This is a genomic window from Mesorhizobium sp. B2-5-3 (assembly GCF_006441005.1).
Classification (GTDB): Bacteria; Pseudomonadota; Alphaproteobacteria; order Rhizobiales; family Rhizobiaceae; genus Mesorhizobium.
The window spans coordinates 48,755-64,998 of record NZ_VFUS01000020.1 but is presented as its reverse complement, the minus strand read 5'-3'; the positions used below and the strand labels follow the sequence as shown (position 1 = coordinate 64,998).

Here is a 16,244-nt window from a genome sequence, read left to right as displayed (position 1 = left end):
CCCAAACCGGTGCCCCCGCCCAAGGAGAACGTTATCGATCTGGCGTCGGTTCTCCGCAAGAGTCTCGCCAAGGAAGGGATCAAGGACCGCCCCAAAGCCAAAGCCGGACGCAAATCGGCATAGTCGCGCCATCTGAACGCCGCGCTGTTCAGATTGGCCGGTCGGGCTCGAGGCTTCCGCTCGAGTCAGGAGCAGAGTGTGAAGCTTTTTCAGGTGACGGCGATCCGGCAGCCGCGATGCTGTCCACCATCTCCAGCACAAGATGCGGCGCTGCATGATGAACCATGTGACCCGCACCTGCAACGATGCGTATCATCGAGCCCGGTAAGGCCCTGTGCAGGCGTTGCGAATGATAGCTGGTGTCGAGCAGGCTGTCGGCTTCGCCGGCCATGATACCTATCGGCGCGTTTGTCCTCCCTGCGGTCTTGGGAGCTAATGCGGCAACGGGGATTAGGAGACCAGACTCCGCCGCAGTCGTTCGCAGGTGAGACGGTGCAGTGACCAGACCTCGCAAGGCCTCGGAAAACTCTGGCGGGACAAGTTGCGGCCTGAACAGGCGGCGCATCAACACGGGCCAGATCAGCCTGACGACGGGCGGCAGGACGGTGTGGCAGATAATGATTCCCACGATCGGCAGTGCCGGCAGGGCGGCAAGCAGGGCATCGAACCTGGGGGAAGGGAAATGATAGCCGGAGAGGAGAACCGCGCCACCAATCTCGTCCGGATACCGGGCCGCCCACTGGAGGGCGACCGATGCCCCCCAGGAATGGCCAAGAACGATAGGATTGTCTGCCCCGATCCTCTGCGTGGCGCTCCGGAGCAGATCCGCTTGGGTCGCGGCGGTCCACAGGCGATCGCGCGGTCGTGTACTGCCGCCAAATCCTGGACGGTCGAAGACAATGACGCGATAACGCTTGGCTGCCTTGTCTACTAGGCCGCTGGTTTGAAAATCCTCAGCGGCGGAACCGTTCCCGTGCAGGAGAACTAGGTCCCTGCCGCTTCCAGCCTCGACATATCGAAGGCGGACACCGTCGACCTCTATGGTCCTTCCTTTCGCGCGGATGGAAAGCGCTTGCTTGGTCGCCGCTCGATTGTTCAACGCTAGCAAGGCCACCGCCGCAACCAGGCCGCCGACCCAGACGCGTGATGATCGTTTCAGTGAGAATTGAAACCGGAAAGACAAGCTGCCGTGCTCCTTGCATAGGTTGAGGCGACTGGCGAATCGCCGCTGGGACGTCGCACCCCAAAGGCTCACCATTTTTCGCCACCCGAACCGAGACGCCACAGGGTTGTTCCGGCGCCTGATCGCCTGACCTTCGAACGAGACTACGGGCGTACCTCGGCCTAGGGCTCCTCGAGATTGAGCCCGCGGAAGGTCGAATGACAGCCGGGGGAGGCGTTAGTCTTGCCAGCCGTTTCCACAGACTGGATAGCCAAAAGAGCACCGGTGACGAGTAACCCTTGGGCTCCAAATATGGCGACGTGCTCGCGTTCAACTCGCACGATCAACCCACGCAGGGGGTCTGTAAATCTAAGGGAGCTAAAAAAGTTTTGGCTGATGGAACATCGCGCGGTTCAGCGTGTTTGCTTTCGACGAAAATGGAGAAGTCAGGCCGTGAACAGCGTCATTTATCTCATAGGTCTCGTTGTCGTCGTGCTGGCAATTCTCTCCTTCCTCGGTTTTCACTAGGAGCCATTATGCAACGCGAAGGCGATCCAGGACGTCCAGCATCCGATTTCGATACGGCAAAGAGCGAGCTCTCCGACCGGCTCCAGGAAGAAACCCAAAATGCCACCCGGTTGATTCACGACGCCAGTGACGAAGTCGTCAGCAAATCTGGCGAGTACGCGTCGGAAGCGCAGGAGGCTTTGTCAGGGAAGGCGCAGGAAACGCAGCGCGACATGAGCGCGAGCTTAGCCGCTTTTGGGGGCGCGTTGCGGGCAGCAAGTGAGCATCTGGCCAACAGCGATCAAGCCACCGTTTCGAAGTTCGTGCTTACTGCCGCTGGCGGGCTGGAGCGCCTCTCGTCCTCTTTGCGGGACAAACCAGTCGAACAAGTCTTAGGCGAGGTCAGGTCCTTAGGGCGCGAAAACTCTGGAGTGCTTATCGCCGGGTCGGTTCTCGCCGGTTTGGCTCTGGGACGCTTCATCAAAAGCTCGCCACCCGCTGATTCGAGCGAAGCGGACGGTCGGCTGAAAAGCAGTGGCGCCCCAAAGACTGTAACGCGCCCGAAGACCACAGGCAGCTCTCCACGGGACGACCTCACGTCATAACGAATGCAGCCACTTTCTTGGCCGAGCACGGAGCATGACCGATGAACAACGATCAGGACGGCCGCAGTCTCGCGAGCCTTGTGAGCGACCTTACACAGCAAGTGACGACCCTGCTACAGACCGAAACAAGGCTTCTGCGGGCCGAAATATCCGAAAACGTCAGCAAAGCCGGGCACGGCGCGGTCGAAGTCGTAGGCGGTGCCGTGTGCTTGCTGGCATCGCTGGTGGTACTGCTCCAAGCGCTCGTGATCGCTTTGGCTAAGGCGGGTCTGGGGGCCGGGTGGGCCTCGCTGCTCGTCGGTGTCGTCGTGGCGATCCTGGGGGTGATTCTCCTTCGCACGGGAATGGCCGGCATTGCGCCTTCCGGATTGGCTCCTGACCGCACACAAGAACAACTCAACAGTGATGCGCGTGTGATCAAAGGACAAACGAGATGAGCGAGAAATCGGCAGCCGAACTCGAACGCGAAGCCGAGATTGCCCGCGCAGCGGTCGTCGATACCGCCGAATCCATCCGCAGCAAAATGACACCCGGTCAGTTGATCGACGAATTCACCGGGTTGTTTGCTGGCGGCGCAGGGACCGCCGCCCTCAGCAGATTCCAGACCCAAGTCAGCGACAACCCTTTGGCCCTGATGCTGGTTGGGACCGGCCTGGCTTGGCTGATGCTTGGCAGCGGTGCTTCGGCGGGTGGCTCTCCTGCAACCCAGGCTGTCAACAATCAGGCCGACACGGATGGGGGGACGTTCGGGGTCAGCGATGTGACGGGGGCTGCGGAAGGGCCGAGTTCCGGACAAGAGATCCCCAATGGTGGACCATCGGCGGTCGCAGAGATGCTCTCGGATGCCGGCGGTACCGCTGGCTCGATTGCGAGCAATGCAAGCGAAGCGGCCGCAACTGCGGCTGGCGAGACCAAGGATAAGGTTGTAAACACCGTGGGGCAGCTTGGCTCCAGTGCGAGTGATATGGCTGTGCAGGCGAGTCGAACCGCGCAGGAACTATTTGAGCGCGAACCACTGGCACTTGCCGTCCTCGGCCTGGCGGCGGGTACGGCTATAGGCGTGCTTCTGCCTCGCACAACCATGGAAGACGAGCAACTCGGCGGCTACCGCGACAAATTACTTGGCAGCGCCAACAGTGCTTTAGAGGACAGCGTGGAGCAAGCGAAAGAGATCGCTGCCGAAGCTTACGAGACAGTCAAGAGCGAGGCGGACCGGCAGGGCTCGAGCGGCACCGCCGACACGTTAGCCGGTAAGGTCGGTGAGGTCGTCAAGGCCACCGCAAAAACTACCGAAAAGGCGGTTCGAGATCGACTTCCCGAATCGGATCAGTCCTCCACGGCCAAGCTCTAAGCCATCTGCAGGGTGCCAGGGCAGCGGTCAAGTTGAACTTAGAGACACCCGTCGTGAACAAAACCGCGCGCCGACGGTTTGATTGCATGGAAACTGAGACACTGGTCGGCTATCTCGCGGCACTATGTTCAATGGTGAGCTTTACGCCGCAAGCCTGGAAGATCATAAAGACGCGCGACACGGGCAGTATCTCCGCGCCTATGTATGCGATTACGGCAGCAGGCTTCGCCCTCTGGCTCATCTTCGGGTCCATGAAAGGCGAGTGGCCGCTCATCATCACAAACGCCGCCTGTCTCGTTCTCTCGGCATTCATTCTTCTGATGACGGTCCTTCCTCGCGCGAAGAAGGACGCGGTCGCGGACGTGCTGGATCCCGCTGCCTCGAGGACTGAGCGATGATCTTCGTTTGGGTGCGTTCTGAGGTTTACGAGGCGCTCAGCGGTGGCAGCCAGGAATGACGCGCTCATGTCGGGAGTTCTCTTGTGGTTTCAGACGATGAAATCCGTCCTGGCGAATCATACGACTGCCTGGTCGTCGGCGGCGGACCAGCCGGCCTGACCGCCGCGACCTACCTGGGGCGTTTTCGGCGCCGGATCGTCCTTGTGGACGCCGGCCAAAGCCGCGCAAAGTGGATACCGGTAACCCACAACTGTCCCGGGTTTCCTGACGGTATTGCCGGTGTTGAGCTGCTTGATCGTCTGCGGCAGCAGGCACTGCTGAGCGGAGTCGATCTCGTGGACGATACGATCCACGACATTAAGCGGGGTGGGACCGATTTCATCGCCACGGCATCGGTTCCCATTCGGGCTCGCGCGGTGCTCATGGCCACCGGTATTGTCGATACGCTTCCAGACACGCCCGACGCCGCCGATATGATCAAGGCCGGCACGTTGCGGCTGTGTCCGATCTGTGACGCCTACGAGGTCATCGACGGACGGGTTGCGGTGATGGGCCCGGCAGATCACGCAATGAAGAAGGCGTTGTTTATGCGAAGCTACACAAGTGACGTCACCATGTTGGTCGAGACGACAACTCGATTCGACCCCGCCGCCGACGCCTTGCTCAAAAAGGCTGGAATCAAGGTGCACGCGTGCCTCCCGGGCTCGATCCGCTCTGCCGGCCATCAGGCGACCGTCAGGCTCGTTGCCGGAAACACGCTGTCTTTCGATACCATCTATCCCGCATTGGGCTGCACGATGCGATCGAAGCTGGCCACCAACCTCGGCGCGGAATGTGACGAAATCGGCAATCTTGTCGTGGATTCGCGCCAGCGAACCGCAATTGCGGGCCTCTACGCCGCAGGCGATGTGGTTGACGAAATCAACCAAGTCGCGGTCGCCTTCGGACACGCGGCGATCGCCGCAACCGATATGCACAGCTATCTTGCGCAAAACGAGTGAACAGGTCCGCCCTCGTTCAGTCGTACAGGATGGCGCGTGGCGCAGCCCTCGCGGGGATATTCGTCGCTTCCCCGGCATCCTGGTGCCTCATTGGCGCCGTAAGAGCCTCAATGCGGCATTGACGAGACAACACCAATTGTGTGCGCATTCAGGCACTGCCGTCGATGCCGCTTATTCGCAACCGACGGGGTGCCGGCGTCTGCTGGGGAAAAACGGCGGAACAAACAAGGGGCCGCCTCGTTTGAACGGGGTGCCGCCCGGCGCGCTTTCAAGCAGGAGATGAGGATGGCAACCAAGAAAGCTTCGCAGACAAAGGGACTTGAGGATCTCTTCCACGACGGCTTGAAGGATATCTACTACGCTGAGCGCAAAATCCTTTCCGCCTTGAAGAAGATGGCGAAGGGAGCTGAATCCGAAAAGGTGATTGCTGCCTTTGAGAAGCATCGAGGTGAGACGGAAGGCCAGATCGAGCGCCTGCAGCAGGTGTTCGAGATCTTCGGCAAGCGGGCACAGGGAAAGACCTGCCCGGCAATCGACGGCATCATAGAAGAAGGGCAGGAGATCCTGGAGGACTTTCAACAGGCTCCAGCCCTGGATGCCGGGCTCGTGGCCGCCGCGCAAGCCGTCGAGCATTATGAGATCGCCCGATATGGAACGCTGATCACCTGGGCCGGTTTGCTTGGGCTGAAAAACGCCGTTCCGCTGCTCGAACAGTCGCTCAAGGAGGAGAAGGCGACCGATGAAGCACTGACGCAACTCGGGGAGGCCGGTGTGAACGAGAGAGCGATGCAAAAGGCGGCCTAGATATCCGCACTGGATCACGCCGAGGAGGTCCGTCATGGATGTCCGGCAATTGATGGCGCTTGACCAAGCAGCGGCCGCGCCTATGTCCGCGGAACCGGCGTCGAGCAAAAGACAGCTCCTGTCCGAACGTCGCACCAAAGCTGTTGAGATCGATGAGATCGACCCAGGCGACGGCCGGGTGATCAACCATGATGGCGAGCAACTCGCTATCAGCGAGGCGGCAGACGGTTCGATTGCCGGCTGCATCGACGGTTGGAACCCGGTCGACCGGACATGGTACTGGTCCTGCCGCGGATCCGGCTTCGACAAACAAGGCGTGGTTCTTTCCGGGCCGGCAAACAGGGCACCCCAGACTCGAGCGCCGGTGCAGGCCGGGCTCCAGGGATGAAGATCCTCGTCACCGGCGCTACGGGTTTGATAGGCGCCTCACTATGCGCGCGCCTGGAAGCGGAGGGACACGAAGTACGGCGCGTGCTCCGCCGCGCCCGACCTGCGGGCTTTCCGAAGAATTCGGACGTCATCGTGGATATGACGAAGGCGGTCCGACCGGAGGACTGGTCTTCCCCTCTTTCAGGCGTCGATGCCGTCGTGAACTGCGCCGGCGTTCTGCAGGACAACGCGCGGGAAAAGGTTCAGGAGGTCCATGCCTTCGCCGCTTCCGCTCTCTTCAGGGCCTGCGAACGGGCCGGCATCAAGACGGTCATCCACTTCTCGGCGATCGGTGTCGACCGCGATCAGCCGTCCGCCTTCTCCGCCAGCAAGCTGGCCGGCGACAAGGCATTGATGGCGCTCGATATCGGCTGGGTGATCCTGCGTCCCTCGGTGGTGCTGGGGCGCGGCGTCTTTGGCGCAAGCGCATTGTTGCGTGGGCTGGCCGCACTACCATTGTTGCCCGCCATGCCTGATACCGGTCGCCTGCAAGTCGTTCAGCTCGATGACATTGTCTCCACTGTTCTTTTCTTCCTCCAGCCCGCGAGTCCTACTCGCTTGACGCTGGAACTTGCGGGGCCGGAGGCACTCACCATGACAGAGCTCATCAGTCGTTACCGCCAGTGGTTCGGATGGAAAAAGGCGACCGTATTCACCGTGCCTGGCTGGGCGGCGAGAGGCCTCTATCGTCTGGGCGATCTGGCTGGATGGCTCGGCTGGCGACCGCCGATCCGCAGCAATGCGCAAAAAGAAATCACTCGAGGCGCTGTCGGTGATCCGCAGCCTTGGATCGCGACGACAGGCATTCACCCGGCAAGCCTCGCATCAGCACTTGCGGCCGACCCGGCAACGGTCCAGGAGCGATGGTTTGCCGGGCTCTATTTCATCAAGCCGGCGATCTTCGTTGTGCTGCCATTCTTCTGGATCATGACCGGCATCATCTCGCTCACGACAGGCTGGCGTAATGGCGTCGAACTGCTGATCGGCACTGCGGTGGCGCCCCACGCCGAGGCCGCGGTCGTGGCCGGTGCAATCGCCGACGCGGCTGTCGGCGCGCTAATTGCCTTCCGGCCGACAAGCCGCCCGGGTCTTTGGGGTGCGATCGCGATCTCGCTGTCCTACGCCATCGCCGGCACCATCCTGCGCCCGGATCTCTGGAACGAGTCACTCGGCCCGCTGATGAAGATCCTGCCGATCCTCGTCTTGCACTTCGTTGCCCTGGCGATCCTGGATGAGCGCTGATGCTTTATTTCGTAATCAAATATCTGCACGTCATCGGCGCAGCCGTGCTGCTTGGGACAGGGGCGGGGATCGCCTTCTTCATGCTCCTTGCCCACCGGACCGGCAATGCCGCAACGATCGCGGCAGTTGCCCGCATCGTGGTTGTCGCTGATTTCCTCTTTACCGCGACTGCCGTCGTCGCGCAGCCGATCACCGGGGTAGCCCTTGCCTGGCAGGCTGGCTATTCACTGAGGGAAGGATGGATCGTGCTGTCGATTGTGCTTTATATCGTGACCGGCCTGTTCTGGCTGCCGGTTGTTTGGATGCAGATGGAGATGCGCAATCTGGTGGCGCGCGCCGCCACATCTGGCGACCCGCCGCCGGAGCGATACAACAAGCTGTTTCGGTTGTGGTTTGTCTTCGGCTTCCCAGCCTTCGCCGCCGTGCTCGCCATCTTCTGGCTCATGATCACGCGTCCCCTCATCGATTTGTTCGATTGACGGTGACGATGGTTCGCTGGCCAAGTGATGGGCAGCAGGTGAGTTCCGCCAATACGGCTACTTCACCCTGAGCAGAGGCGCGACGCCATAGAGTGCTTTCCCCCGGGATTGGCGGCACGGGAGAAAGCGTTGGCGTCAGCCCCGGGCTGGAAGGTGTCACTAGGCGCGAGCGCGGTTGCCGTCCGACCCCCTGGCGCGACTGGAGCCTTTGGCAGAACCGATCTGTTCGCTCTGTGCTCCGCTGTCCGCGCGGGGGGAGCCAAGCATGGGTTCCTCACCCATCGGCTGGCCCGGGACGGTCGTGAACTCTCCGTTGCCGTCAATGGATTTGCCGCTCGACCAACGGCCCTCGGGCGGCGGCACGCCGTCGACGAAACAGTTGACGAATGCATAGCTGACGTCGCGAAGTTCCTGTTCCTGGGGGAAGGAGTTTGGAACCGGCAGCGAGGTCGCGAGCCCACCCATATCCTCGATGGCTGCTAGCCATTGCTGCTGGTGCATCGTGTCGCGGGCGATCAGGAATGACAGCATCTCTCTCATGCCAGGATCGTCGGTCATATTGTAGAGGCGTGTGGCTAGCACCCTGCCACTGCTTTCCGCCGTGACATTGGCCATCATGTCGGCGGCGAGATTGCCGCTGGCGTAGACGTGTGAAGCGCTGAAGGGCACGCCGTTTGAATTTTCCGGCAATGCCGCGAGTCCGGTGGAAAGGATGTGGCGGAAGTTCATGCCGTTCAACACGGAGCCGCCGATCGTATCGGCTGAAATGTCTTCTTGCAAAGACAGCGGCGCCCCTTCCAGATTCAACGCCACGGCCGTCGCGAGCATCTCGATGTGGGCGAGTTCCTCAGTGGCGGTGTTCAGCAGCAGGTCCCGGTACTTGCTTGGGCCGCGCGCCCCCCAGGCCTGGAAGAAGTACTGCAGCGCAACTCGTATCTCGCCTTCGACGCCCCCGATCGCCTGCTGCAAGGCGCGAGCGAAGATCGGGCTGGGCGTTTCCACGCGCACAGGGAATTGCAATTTCTTGTCGGTGTAAAACATCTCATGTTTCTCCGTTGATCTCGCCCAACCGACCGCAGAACAAGATGTTCCTTCTGTTCGACAGTATTTATCCTGACCATGTCGAGTTGTACGCGCGTGCGCGCAATGTGTGCAATCCGCTTCGGCAGGGCGCGATTGTTTGGCGCAAGACCACGATGAAGCGAACCGCGACGGTGACCGCCTTCACCGTCGCCCTCAGGACGCCTTGGTCTCCGGTTCATCGCCGGTGATGGTGTGAAGGAGCTTGGACAGGAACGCTGCTAGCGCTTGTTCAGGCTGGGCCGCCTCTTCGCTCAACATTTCTATGCCCCATCGACCCAGCACCGCTTCCTGGACCACGTTCGGGCTAGGCATGAATATGAACGATCTGGGGCGGTCGTCCTCGTAGCCCGACAGCCTCCAAGTCTGCCACAGGCGGTGCAAAAGCAGGCGGATGTTCATATCCGACATGCTGTAGCCGATGAAAAGGATCGTCCGCCCCAATGCATCCGCGCGGAATTTCACATCCAGGGGTGAATCGAAGGACAGCCGGTCGAAATAGTCCGTCTCGGCCAGAATGAGTGAGGAGTCGTCGTCGAAGTCGCCGTGGTATTTGACGATCTGGGTGACGCCGTTGCTTGCCTTGGCGATGTCTTTTGCGTTTGCCACCTTCACGTAGTCGCGGCTATGGACTTCGAAGGCGACCTCGAGATTGCGATCGTAGTTGGTCGTGTAGATGATCGGGAAGTCTAGTTCCACGATCAGGCGATGGATCTCCGAACATCTCACTTTCTCACGCGAGACACTCCAGTGCCGATCCATCCAGCTTCGCAGCGGTCCGATGGCGCCCCGCTTCAACCGGTAGAACTCCGCCAGCGTCTGGTAGCTGACGTCCGACGGCGCGACGATGCCGTGATCGATGCCCAGGTCCTCGACCAGATGATCGATGAGCTTACGCCAGGAGGGCAGGCCGACACTCATTGACACGCCAGCCCCAACGAACAGGATCGCGCGCCGCTCCCTGACGGAACGCGCGAGCTGCTCGATGGGGGAAAGCATGGACAAACCTCCGACCGATAATCATCCCAACTACCGGGACGGTCGCCGGTTCCATTCTCGTGCCGGCGGTGACCCGCCGTGGGGTTTGCGACGCGCCGGGGAACAATCGTCCGCATGGGGTTCGTAAGGGGCGCAGTCGGAACAAAGCATTGTGCTCGCGGTTTAGCTCCGGCGCCGATCGCCAGCGGAGAAATGCATCAATGACAATCAAGGAGCCGGCACACTCGGGTAGGCTCGCCTGGCCGCAGACAGCCAAGCGCGGCATGGACGAGCAGGACGGAAGCCAAGCAGAGGCTCGCGCCAGTCGGCATCCTGAAGCCGATCCTGTCGACGAATCGCGTTGCACCGTGAACTGTAACGAGGTACGGGCAAATCGCCAGACCCGCGAGAGAGCATGATGGCTAGGCCGGCCCCCACCGAACGATCCGGCCCGGTCCAGGATGTGGTAGACGGTGGTCAACACCGAGCGGTCGGCCGAACCTTCGAAAGCTTCTTCATGGCCGGCTTTGAATGTTCCTCCCACAGGCGGAACGACGGTGTCCGGCTCGATCTTGTTCGCGCTACCTCGCACAACATCCATGCCTTGGCGGACTACCGGAGCTGTGCCGAGCTCGGGCTTCGAACGATCCGAGACGGGTTGCGCTGGCACCTGATCGAAACGGCGCCGGGCATCTATGACTGGTCGAGTTGGGCGGCCATGATCGAAGCGGCTCGTGCCGTTGGCGTGCAGGTGATCTGGGATGTTTTTCATTACGGGTCGCCCGATCACATCGATCAGGGATCGCAGGAATTCATCGATTCATACGCCGCTTTTGCCGCGGAGGCCGTGCGGTTCCATCGCTCCTTCACGGGCACCTCTCCGCTGCTTTGTCCAATCAACGAAATCTCGTTCTTTGCCTGGGCCGTCGAAGTCGGCTACTTCCCGCGTGTCGGCCCAAAGAAGCGCGGATGGTTCAAACGGCATCTCGTCAAGGCAGCGGTCGCGGGCATCCGTGCAATGCGACAGGCCGACCCCGACTGTCGATTCGTCTGGGCTGAGCCGCTGATCCATATCGCGCCTCGCGACGGTAGCCGAGCGGAACGGCAACGCGCGCAGAACGCCCGGCGAGGTCAGTTCGAGGCGTATGATATGCTGATGGGACAGGTCGAGCCTGAACTGGGCGGCAGCCAAGATCTTGTCGACGTGATTGGCCTGAACTTTTATCCTCACAACCAGTGGTATCTAAACGGTCCGACCATTCCCATGGGCCACCATGAATATCGGGCGCTGTCCGAGATGTTGCTCGAGGTCGCTCACAGGTTCCGCAAGCCGATGTTCATTGCTGAAACCGGGTCCGAAGGATCCGCCGGGCCAGCATGGCTGCATTACGTCTGCGATGAGGTCCGCGCCGCGATGGAGCTGGGCGTCCCCATCCAAGGCATTTGCATTTATCCCGTGACAGCCTATCCGGGTTGGGACAATTCCCGCCACGCCGAAGTCGGCTTGTTTTCTACCGTGCACGCGGATGGTTCGCGCAGCATCCGGCAGCCAGTTGCGGACGAGCTGGCGCGCCAGCGCCTTCTGTTCGCGTAAGCCCGGCCATCACGCGTGCAGCATGGGCCTGTCGGGTAGAACGGCATCGCGTTCGGCTTCGTCCGGCAAATAGTTACGGCGCGAGCACAGCAAATGTCGGCGCCTCCAAAGAAGCCGAGGCCGGCAGGGTCTTTTGTATCCTCGCGAATGTGGCCAAGGCCTGACCCACCACTTGATCCATGTTGTAATAACGGTAGGTCGCTAGCCGTCCAACGAACCAGACGTTTGGGCAGGCGTCCGCCATTGCCTCGTAGCGTTTGTACAGCTCCTCGTTCTCGGCTCTCGGAACAGGATAATAGGGATCGCCTATATCGGTCGGGTATTCGTAGGTGAGGCTGGTTTTCGGATGCCGTTGGCCTGTCAGATGCTTATACTCCGTGACGCGGGTGTAGTTTTCCGTCTGCGGATAGTTCACCACCGCCACTGGCTGGAATTGTTCGCAATCCACTGTCACATGGTCGAACCGCAAGGAACGGTAAGGCAGACGGCCGAGCCTCCAATCAAAATATTCGTCAATCGGCCCGGTATAGATCAGCTGCCGAAAGCCGATCTTCTCGCGTATCTCGCCATAGTCGGTCTGCAGCATCACCTTGATTTCAGGCCTGTCCAGCATCCGCTCGAACATCCGCGTATAGCCACCGGCGGGCATGTTCTGGAACGTGTCGCCAAAATAGCGGTCGTCGCGGGTGGTGCGGGTCGGCACCCGTGCCGTTACGGACTTGCTCAGTTGAGACGGATCCACGCCCCATTGTTTACGGGTATAACCGCGGAAGAATTTTTCGTAGAGTTCCCTGCCCACGGTGCTGACCACCACGTCTTCGGCGGTTCGGACCTCCTCCACCGTTTCGCGTCGCGAAGCGAAGAAGTCTTCCAGTTGGTCGGAGGTGAGATCAAGTCCGTAAAGACGATTGATTGTGTCGAGATTGATCGGGATGGGCAGCAGTTTGCCGTCCACCGAAGACAGGACGCGATGTTCGTAGGGCCGCCACGCCGTGAACTGCGACAGATAGTCGACGATGGATTGCGCGTTGGTGTGGAAGATGTGGGGACCATAGCGATGGATCAGGAGTCCCGCTTCGTCGTAGCAGTCATAGGCGTTGCCGCCGACATGATTTCTGCGGTCTATGAGCAGGATACTTTCGCGGCGTTGCGATGCAATGCGCTCGGCAAGCACGCTGCCGGCAAAGCCGGCTCCGACGATCAGCCAGTCGAACATCGTCAGGCTCTCCTGCGCAGCGGAACGACAGTTTTCATCGCCTGGACACCCTGGATGTGTGAGGCCATGGCATCCCAAGTACGTTCCCACGACTTGTCGGCGAGGTAGGCATCAACTTCCCTCACCTGCAGGTCTTTGGGGCGGGCCAGAATGGAGCGAAGCTTGATCGCAATATCGTCGGCGTCGACGATCTCGACGAGACCCGCCGCACCGTAGGTGCGAACGACATCGACGATGGCGGTGGAGATCACCGGCAGTCCGGCCGCAAGAAACTCGGGGGTCTTGGTTGGGCTGATGTATCTCGTTGCCTCATTGAGTGCGAATGGCATCCATCCGCCTGCCCAATGACGGAGATAGCTCGGCAGGTCGGCATAGTTCTTGGGACCGAGCCAATGCAAATTGCCAGCCCGTGGCAGGATCGCCGAATCGATCTTGACCACCGGCCCCAGCATGACGAACTGGATGTCGGGCATTGCCGCAGCCGTCTGGCCCACAAGGGCGATGTCGAGCCGTTCATCTATCACGCCGAAATAGCCGACCCTTGGATGGGGGATGCCTGCCTGGTCGGCCGGTTCGTCGCCACCCCCTCTCGCCCTGCTGAAATGAGCAGCATCGATGCTGCTTGGGAACGGAAAAATTGAACGATGCTGACTGCGCTTTGCCTCATAGAGGCTTTGCCCGCCCGTGAAGACCAGATCGGCGCGGCCGAACAACTCCTTTTCCATCTGTGCCAATTCCGCCGGCGCGTCGCGGAAGGCGGACAACTCGTCCATGCAATCGTAGATGCACACATTGCAGCGAAGATGGCTGCTGAAGCGCAGCGCCATTGGCGTGTAATACCAGGCAATCAGCCGGTCATGAGGAACCGGCGCGACGAGTTCATTGACGAAACTTCGCTGGATCGCATCCACCTTTGTCGCTGATGTTCCAATGGGGACGACCGGCGTGACAACCCTGATTGCCGGAGCTACGTCGTTCACGCGCATGAAGGGACCGCGGACATCTTCGAAGGCTGGTTCTTCGAAGTAAATTACCTGTTGCTGCCGGGCGGCGAGGGTCAGGAGGTGCTGTGGCCTTTGAAATACAAAATTCCATCGGAGATGTGAAAAGCAGATAAGTACTGAATTATACGCCTGTGATGTGCTTTTTTTTGTTTTTGAAAGCGCGATGTCCATATATTTTCCCTTTTTATACGAGTTATAACCGCGAAAATTAACGTAGGTTAATTTTTCACGTTGCCATCTGATACCCATCAGTTCTATCTAACTTGCGATTCAGTAAGTTGTTCCAACGGGATTAATTGACCCGCGTAGGTCGATCGCCGGCCCCGACGATCAGAGGCAGGGTCGCCCGACTGCTTCGCAGGCGGTGTCGGAATGCGGCATGAGATCCGCTGGAATTGGGACTACGGCGGCGCCCTAACGTGGCGCTTTGCCACGCATCCAGCTGTTGAAGGCCGGCGGGAAAATCAACACGTGTTAGCCGACGCTGCTAGAATACGAACGCCTCGAATCAGTTTGTTTGGACCTGGGTGTCGGAAGCTGAGAGAGGCGGTCGAGGTTTGTGGACATGAAGATCAATTTCGAAACGCACGTCTTTCCGTTGTTTCACCCGCAGCAGGTGGACGACCTGAAAGATCCTTGTCCCGTATTCGACGGGACGGTCTGGCACATGTTCGGATCGAGCGGCACCGTTACGAGCGAGGAATGGAAGATACTGCACGCCACAGCGCCGGATCCGCGTGGCCCCTGGACCGAGCATGAACCGATCGCCTTGCCGATCACCGGCTCGGGCGTGGCGGCGCCCGGTGTCATCCACAAAGGCGGGGTTTTCCACATGTTCATCCAGACCGAATTCATGAAGTCGGGTGGGCGGTGCGAGCATGCGGTGTCTAATGATGGTTTCCACTGGGTTGTTTTGACGTCGGCGATATTATCCCTGCCGGACACCGATGAAGATGGCATCTACGATCCCCATCCGGCGGTCATCGGCGGCAAGCGCTACATCGTTTATTCGGGAATGCCGAAGTTCAGCAGGGTCCCGCAACCCGACGTCTATCTCGCACGCAGCCAGTCCGACTCCTGGTTCGGACCATGGAAGCGCGTTGGCAAGATCCTGGACCACTTGGACGTTCCGCATCACAACGCACGCGAGCATCCCGACTATGAATGGGGCATCGAAGGCGCTCAACTGGTCGAGTTGCCGGATGGACGCGTGCTGCTCAATGCAACCTGCTTCCTCCCTGAGGGTCCGCGCGGCAGCCGCCAGCGTGTATTCTTCGCAATTGCCGATCGCGTCGAAGGACCTTACGTGTCCGTCGGCCCAGTGCTGGATCCGGGCGAGCCGGGAGAGAACGGGCACTCGACTGTAATGATAGAGGGCCGGCAACTGACGCTGTTCTATCAGAGCCGGCGCGAGGCAACGAATCATAAGTGGCGCTACGGGCTGGCCACGTGCGACCTGGATCAGCAGATTTTTTCAAACGTCGCTTGACCCAGCGCGCCCGGAAAGGCGCCATCACCGCGACGGTCAACCGTCCCTACCGCTGTAAGTGAGGACACAAGTGCTCGCTTCGATCGCGGATCGGACGACACCCGCAGGCAATCAGCCCTGGGGTGGATCTCCGCGATCGCGGTAGCGGCGACGTCTTCGCTGAATCTGATACGGACGTTCGGGCATTGCGGTCGCGGGAGGATTCCGGGTCGATGGTTGGTCTTCCTTGAGAAGGCGAATGATGGCGTCAACCGGATCCGCCAGCGATTCACGCGCCCGCGGTCGAAGCATGTGCCTGAGACCTGATACGATTTGCTGCAGCATCAAACTCCACCTATTGTTCGGGCTGCCAAACATCGTTTGCCAAGATTTGTTCCGGCCCGTGGCTGCGCGGTCGTGGTCTGGACATGGACTATCATCATCCTCATCGCCGCAATGCCGAAAACAGAGCATCAGACCCTTATGCTTCGACCACCGCCCCATCCCTCCCACGGGCGAGCACGGAGCGGGGCATGGCCGAGTCGCTGGTGAAAACGGCAGAGTGACGTCAAAATTTCCCACTAATCAGCTGCCAACGACTTCTCAACCGTCGAGCAGATAGCCCTTGATGGGAGCGGGGTCTCCCCACGACGTTGGCGACCGGCCAGCGTCTTCCATCTGCGGGTGACGATGAGGCCATCTGGCAGTGGTGCCGTCGGCGGGAGGGACTGGCGCTGAGGAGGACAACCGGTTACCCTTTCCCAACGGCTCGTCGGTGGGGGATGGGAGTGCCAGGCTGACGCCGGCGGCCCACGTTTCGGTTGGCGACGCTGCTATCGACCAGAGACCTCGAAAGCTCGCTGGCGATCGCCTAGGCTCAGGGTGCACCCCGCCGGTTGATCGTCACTCTCGACTTCCCCATGTCT

16 protein-coding genes are annotated in these 16,244 nt (G+C 60.4%); 11 read left to right on the top strand and 5 right to left on the bottom strand.

What is annotated here, in order from left to right; all coding sequences use genetic code 11:
- Window positions 1–148 precede the first annotated feature (148 nt).
- Window positions 149–1,183 carry an alpha/beta hydrolase gene (locus tag FJ867_RS28225; protein ID WP_181168463.1) on the bottom strand — a complete coding sequence of 345 codons (1,035 nt, stop codon included), beginning with the start codon at window positions 1,181–1,183 and terminating at the stop codon, window positions 149–151.
- Window positions 1,184–1,698: 515 nt separating this feature from the next.
- Between FJ867_RS28225 and FJ867_RS28220 the strand changes: the two genes are divergently transcribed.
- The 9 genes from FJ867_RS28220 (at window position 1,699) to FJ867_RS28180 (ending at window position 7,978) form a co-directional block, all read left to right on the top strand.
- Window positions 1,699–2,274, top strand: a complete 576-nt coding sequence (locus FJ867_RS28220) for a hypothetical protein (protein WP_140819208.1) — start codon at window positions 1,699–1,701, stop codon at window positions 2,272–2,274.
- Between the two features lie 41 nt (window positions 2,275–2,315).
- Window positions 2,316–2,711, top strand: a complete 396-nt coding sequence (locus tag FJ867_RS28215; protein WP_140819206.1) for a phage holin family protein — start codon at window positions 2,316–2,318, stop codon at window positions 2,709–2,711.
- Complete coding sequence (locus FJ867_RS28210; RefSeq protein WP_140819204.1) at window positions 2,708–3,625, top strand: hypothetical protein; 918 nt, start codon at window positions 2,708–2,710, stop codon at window positions 3,623–3,625. Before FJ867_RS28215 ends, FJ867_RS28210 begins: the two co-directional genes overlap by 4 nt.
- A 53-nt stretch (window positions 3,626–3,678) precedes the next feature.
- Window positions 3,679–4,023 carry a SemiSWEET transporter gene (locus tag FJ867_RS28205; protein ID WP_224519010.1) on the top strand — a complete coding sequence of 115 codons (345 nt, stop codon included), beginning with the start codon at window positions 3,679–3,681 and terminating at the stop codon, window positions 4,021–4,023.
- An 83-nt stretch (window positions 4,024–4,106) separates the two neighbouring features.
- On the top strand, window positions 4,107–5,024 hold the full coding sequence (locus FJ867_RS28200) for an NAD(P)/FAD-dependent oxidoreductase (RefSeq protein ID WP_224519009.1): 918 nt from the start codon (window positions 4,107–4,109) through the stop codon (window positions 5,022–5,024).
- Window positions 5,025–5,309: 285 nt separating this feature from the next.
- Entirely contained in the window at window positions 5,310–5,828 is a 519-nt protein-coding gene (locus tag FJ867_RS28195) for a ferritin-like domain-containing protein (protein ID WP_140501426.1), read from the top strand.
- A gap of 49 nt (window positions 5,829–5,877) precedes the next feature.
- Complete coding sequence (locus tag FJ867_RS28190; RefSeq protein WP_140880281.1) at window positions 5,878–6,216, top strand: hypothetical protein; 339 nt, start codon at window positions 5,878–5,880, stop codon at window positions 6,214–6,216.
- A complete protein-coding gene (locus FJ867_RS28185; protein ID WP_140819200.1) occupies window positions 6,213–7,499 on the top strand; it encodes an SDR family oxidoreductase in 1,287 nt (428 codons plus the stop codon). Before FJ867_RS28190 ends, FJ867_RS28185 begins: the two co-directional genes overlap by 4 nt.
- Window positions 7,499–7,978: a DUF2269 family protein gene (locus FJ867_RS28180; protein WP_140819198.1), complete on the top strand. Its 480-nt coding sequence runs from the start codon at window positions 7,499–7,501 to the stop codon at window positions 7,976–7,978. Before FJ867_RS28185 ends, FJ867_RS28180 begins: the two co-directional genes overlap by 1 nt.
- Window positions 7,979–8,137: 159 nt before the next feature.
- Here the strand turns inward: FJ867_RS28180 and FJ867_RS28175 are convergent, their stop codons facing one another.
- On the bottom strand, window positions 8,138–9,019 hold the full coding sequence (locus tag FJ867_RS28175; RefSeq protein WP_140819196.1) for a manganese catalase family protein: 882 nt from the start codon (window positions 9,017–9,019) through the stop codon (window positions 8,138–8,140).
- A gap of 195 nt (window positions 9,020–9,214) precedes the next feature.
- Complete coding sequence (locus FJ867_RS28170; protein ID WP_140819194.1) at window positions 9,215–10,057, bottom strand: SIR2 family protein; 843 nt, start codon at window positions 10,055–10,057, stop codon at window positions 9,215–9,217.
- A gap of 496 nt (window positions 10,058–10,553) precedes the next feature.
- On the opposite strand from FJ867_RS28170, the gene FJ867_RS28165 reads away from it, so the two are divergent.
- Window positions 10,554–11,630 carry a beta-glucosidase gene (locus FJ867_RS28165; RefSeq protein ID WP_140819192.1) on the top strand — a complete coding sequence of 359 codons (1,077 nt, stop codon included), beginning with the start codon at window positions 10,554–10,556 and terminating at the stop codon, window positions 11,628–11,630.
- 73 nt (window positions 11,631–11,703) lie between these two features.
- Here the strand turns inward: FJ867_RS28165 and glf are convergent, their stop codons facing one another.
- A complete protein-coding gene (gene glf / locus FJ867_RS28160) occupies window positions 11,704–12,846 on the bottom strand; it encodes a UDP-galactopyranose mutase (protein ID WP_140819190.1) in 1,143 nt (380 codons plus the stop codon).
- Window positions 12,847–12,848: 2 nt separating this feature from the next.
- Entirely contained in the window at window positions 12,849–14,099 is a 1,251-nt protein-coding gene (locus FJ867_RS28155; protein ID WP_246675119.1) for a glycosyltransferase family 1 protein, read from the bottom strand.
- Window positions 14,100–14,415: 316 nt separating this feature from the next.
- Here FJ867_RS28155 and FJ867_RS28150 point away from each other — a divergent pair, with 316 nt between their 5' ends.
- On the top strand, window positions 14,416–15,339 hold the full coding sequence (locus FJ867_RS28150; RefSeq protein WP_140819189.1) for a hypothetical protein: 924 nt from the start codon (window positions 14,416–14,418) through the stop codon (window positions 15,337–15,339).
- Window positions 15,340–16,244 lie beyond the last annotated feature (905 nt).

Bases quoted from the DNA above. Each gene is read 5' to 3' on its own strand.
- FJ867_RS28220 (WP_140819208.1), top strand. From the start codon at position 1,699: ATGCAACGCGAAGGCGATCCAGGACGTCCAGCATCCGATTTCGATACG.
- FJ867_RS28215 (WP_140819206.1), top strand. From the start codon at position 2,316: ATGAACAACGATCAGGACGGCCGCAGTCTCGCGAGCCTTGTGAGCGAC.
- FJ867_RS28210 (WP_140819204.1), top strand. From the start codon at position 2,708: ATGAGCGAGAAATCGGCAGCCGAACTCGAACGCGAAGCCGAGATTGCC.
- FJ867_RS28195 (WP_140501426.1), top strand. From the start codon at position 5,310: ATGGCAACCAAGAAAGCTTCGCAGACAAAGGGACTTGAGGATCTCTTC.
- FJ867_RS28185 (WP_140819200.1), top strand. From the start codon at position 6,213: ATGAAGATCCTCGTCACCGGCGCTACGGGTTTGATAGGCGCCTCACTA.
- FJ867_RS28180 (WP_140819198.1), top strand. From the start codon at position 7,499: ATGCTTTATTTCGTAATCAAATATCTGCACGTCATCGGCGCAGCCGTG.
- FJ867_RS28175 (WP_140819196.1), bottom strand. From the start codon at position 9,019: ATGTTTTACACCGACAAGAAATTGCAATTCCCTGTGCGCGTGGAAACG.
- FJ867_RS28170 (WP_140819194.1), bottom strand. From the start codon at position 10,057: ATGCTTTCCCCCATCGAGCAGCTCGCGCGTTCCGTCAGGGAGCGGCGC.
- FJ867_RS28165 (WP_140819192.1), top strand. From the start codon at position 10,554: ATGGCCGGCTTTGAATGTTCCTCCCACAGGCGGAACGACGGTGTCCGG.
- glf (WP_140819190.1), bottom strand. From the start codon at position 12,846: ATGTTCGACTGGCTGATCGTCGGAGCCGGCTTTGCCGGCAGCGTGCTT.
- FJ867_RS28155 (WP_246675119.1), bottom strand. From the start codon at position 14,099: ATGGGTATCAGATGGCAACGTGAAAAATTAACCTACGTTAATTTTCGC.
- FJ867_RS28150 (WP_140819189.1), top strand. From the start codon at position 14,416: ATGAAGATCAATTTCGAAACGCACGTCTTTCCGTTGTTTCACCCGCAG.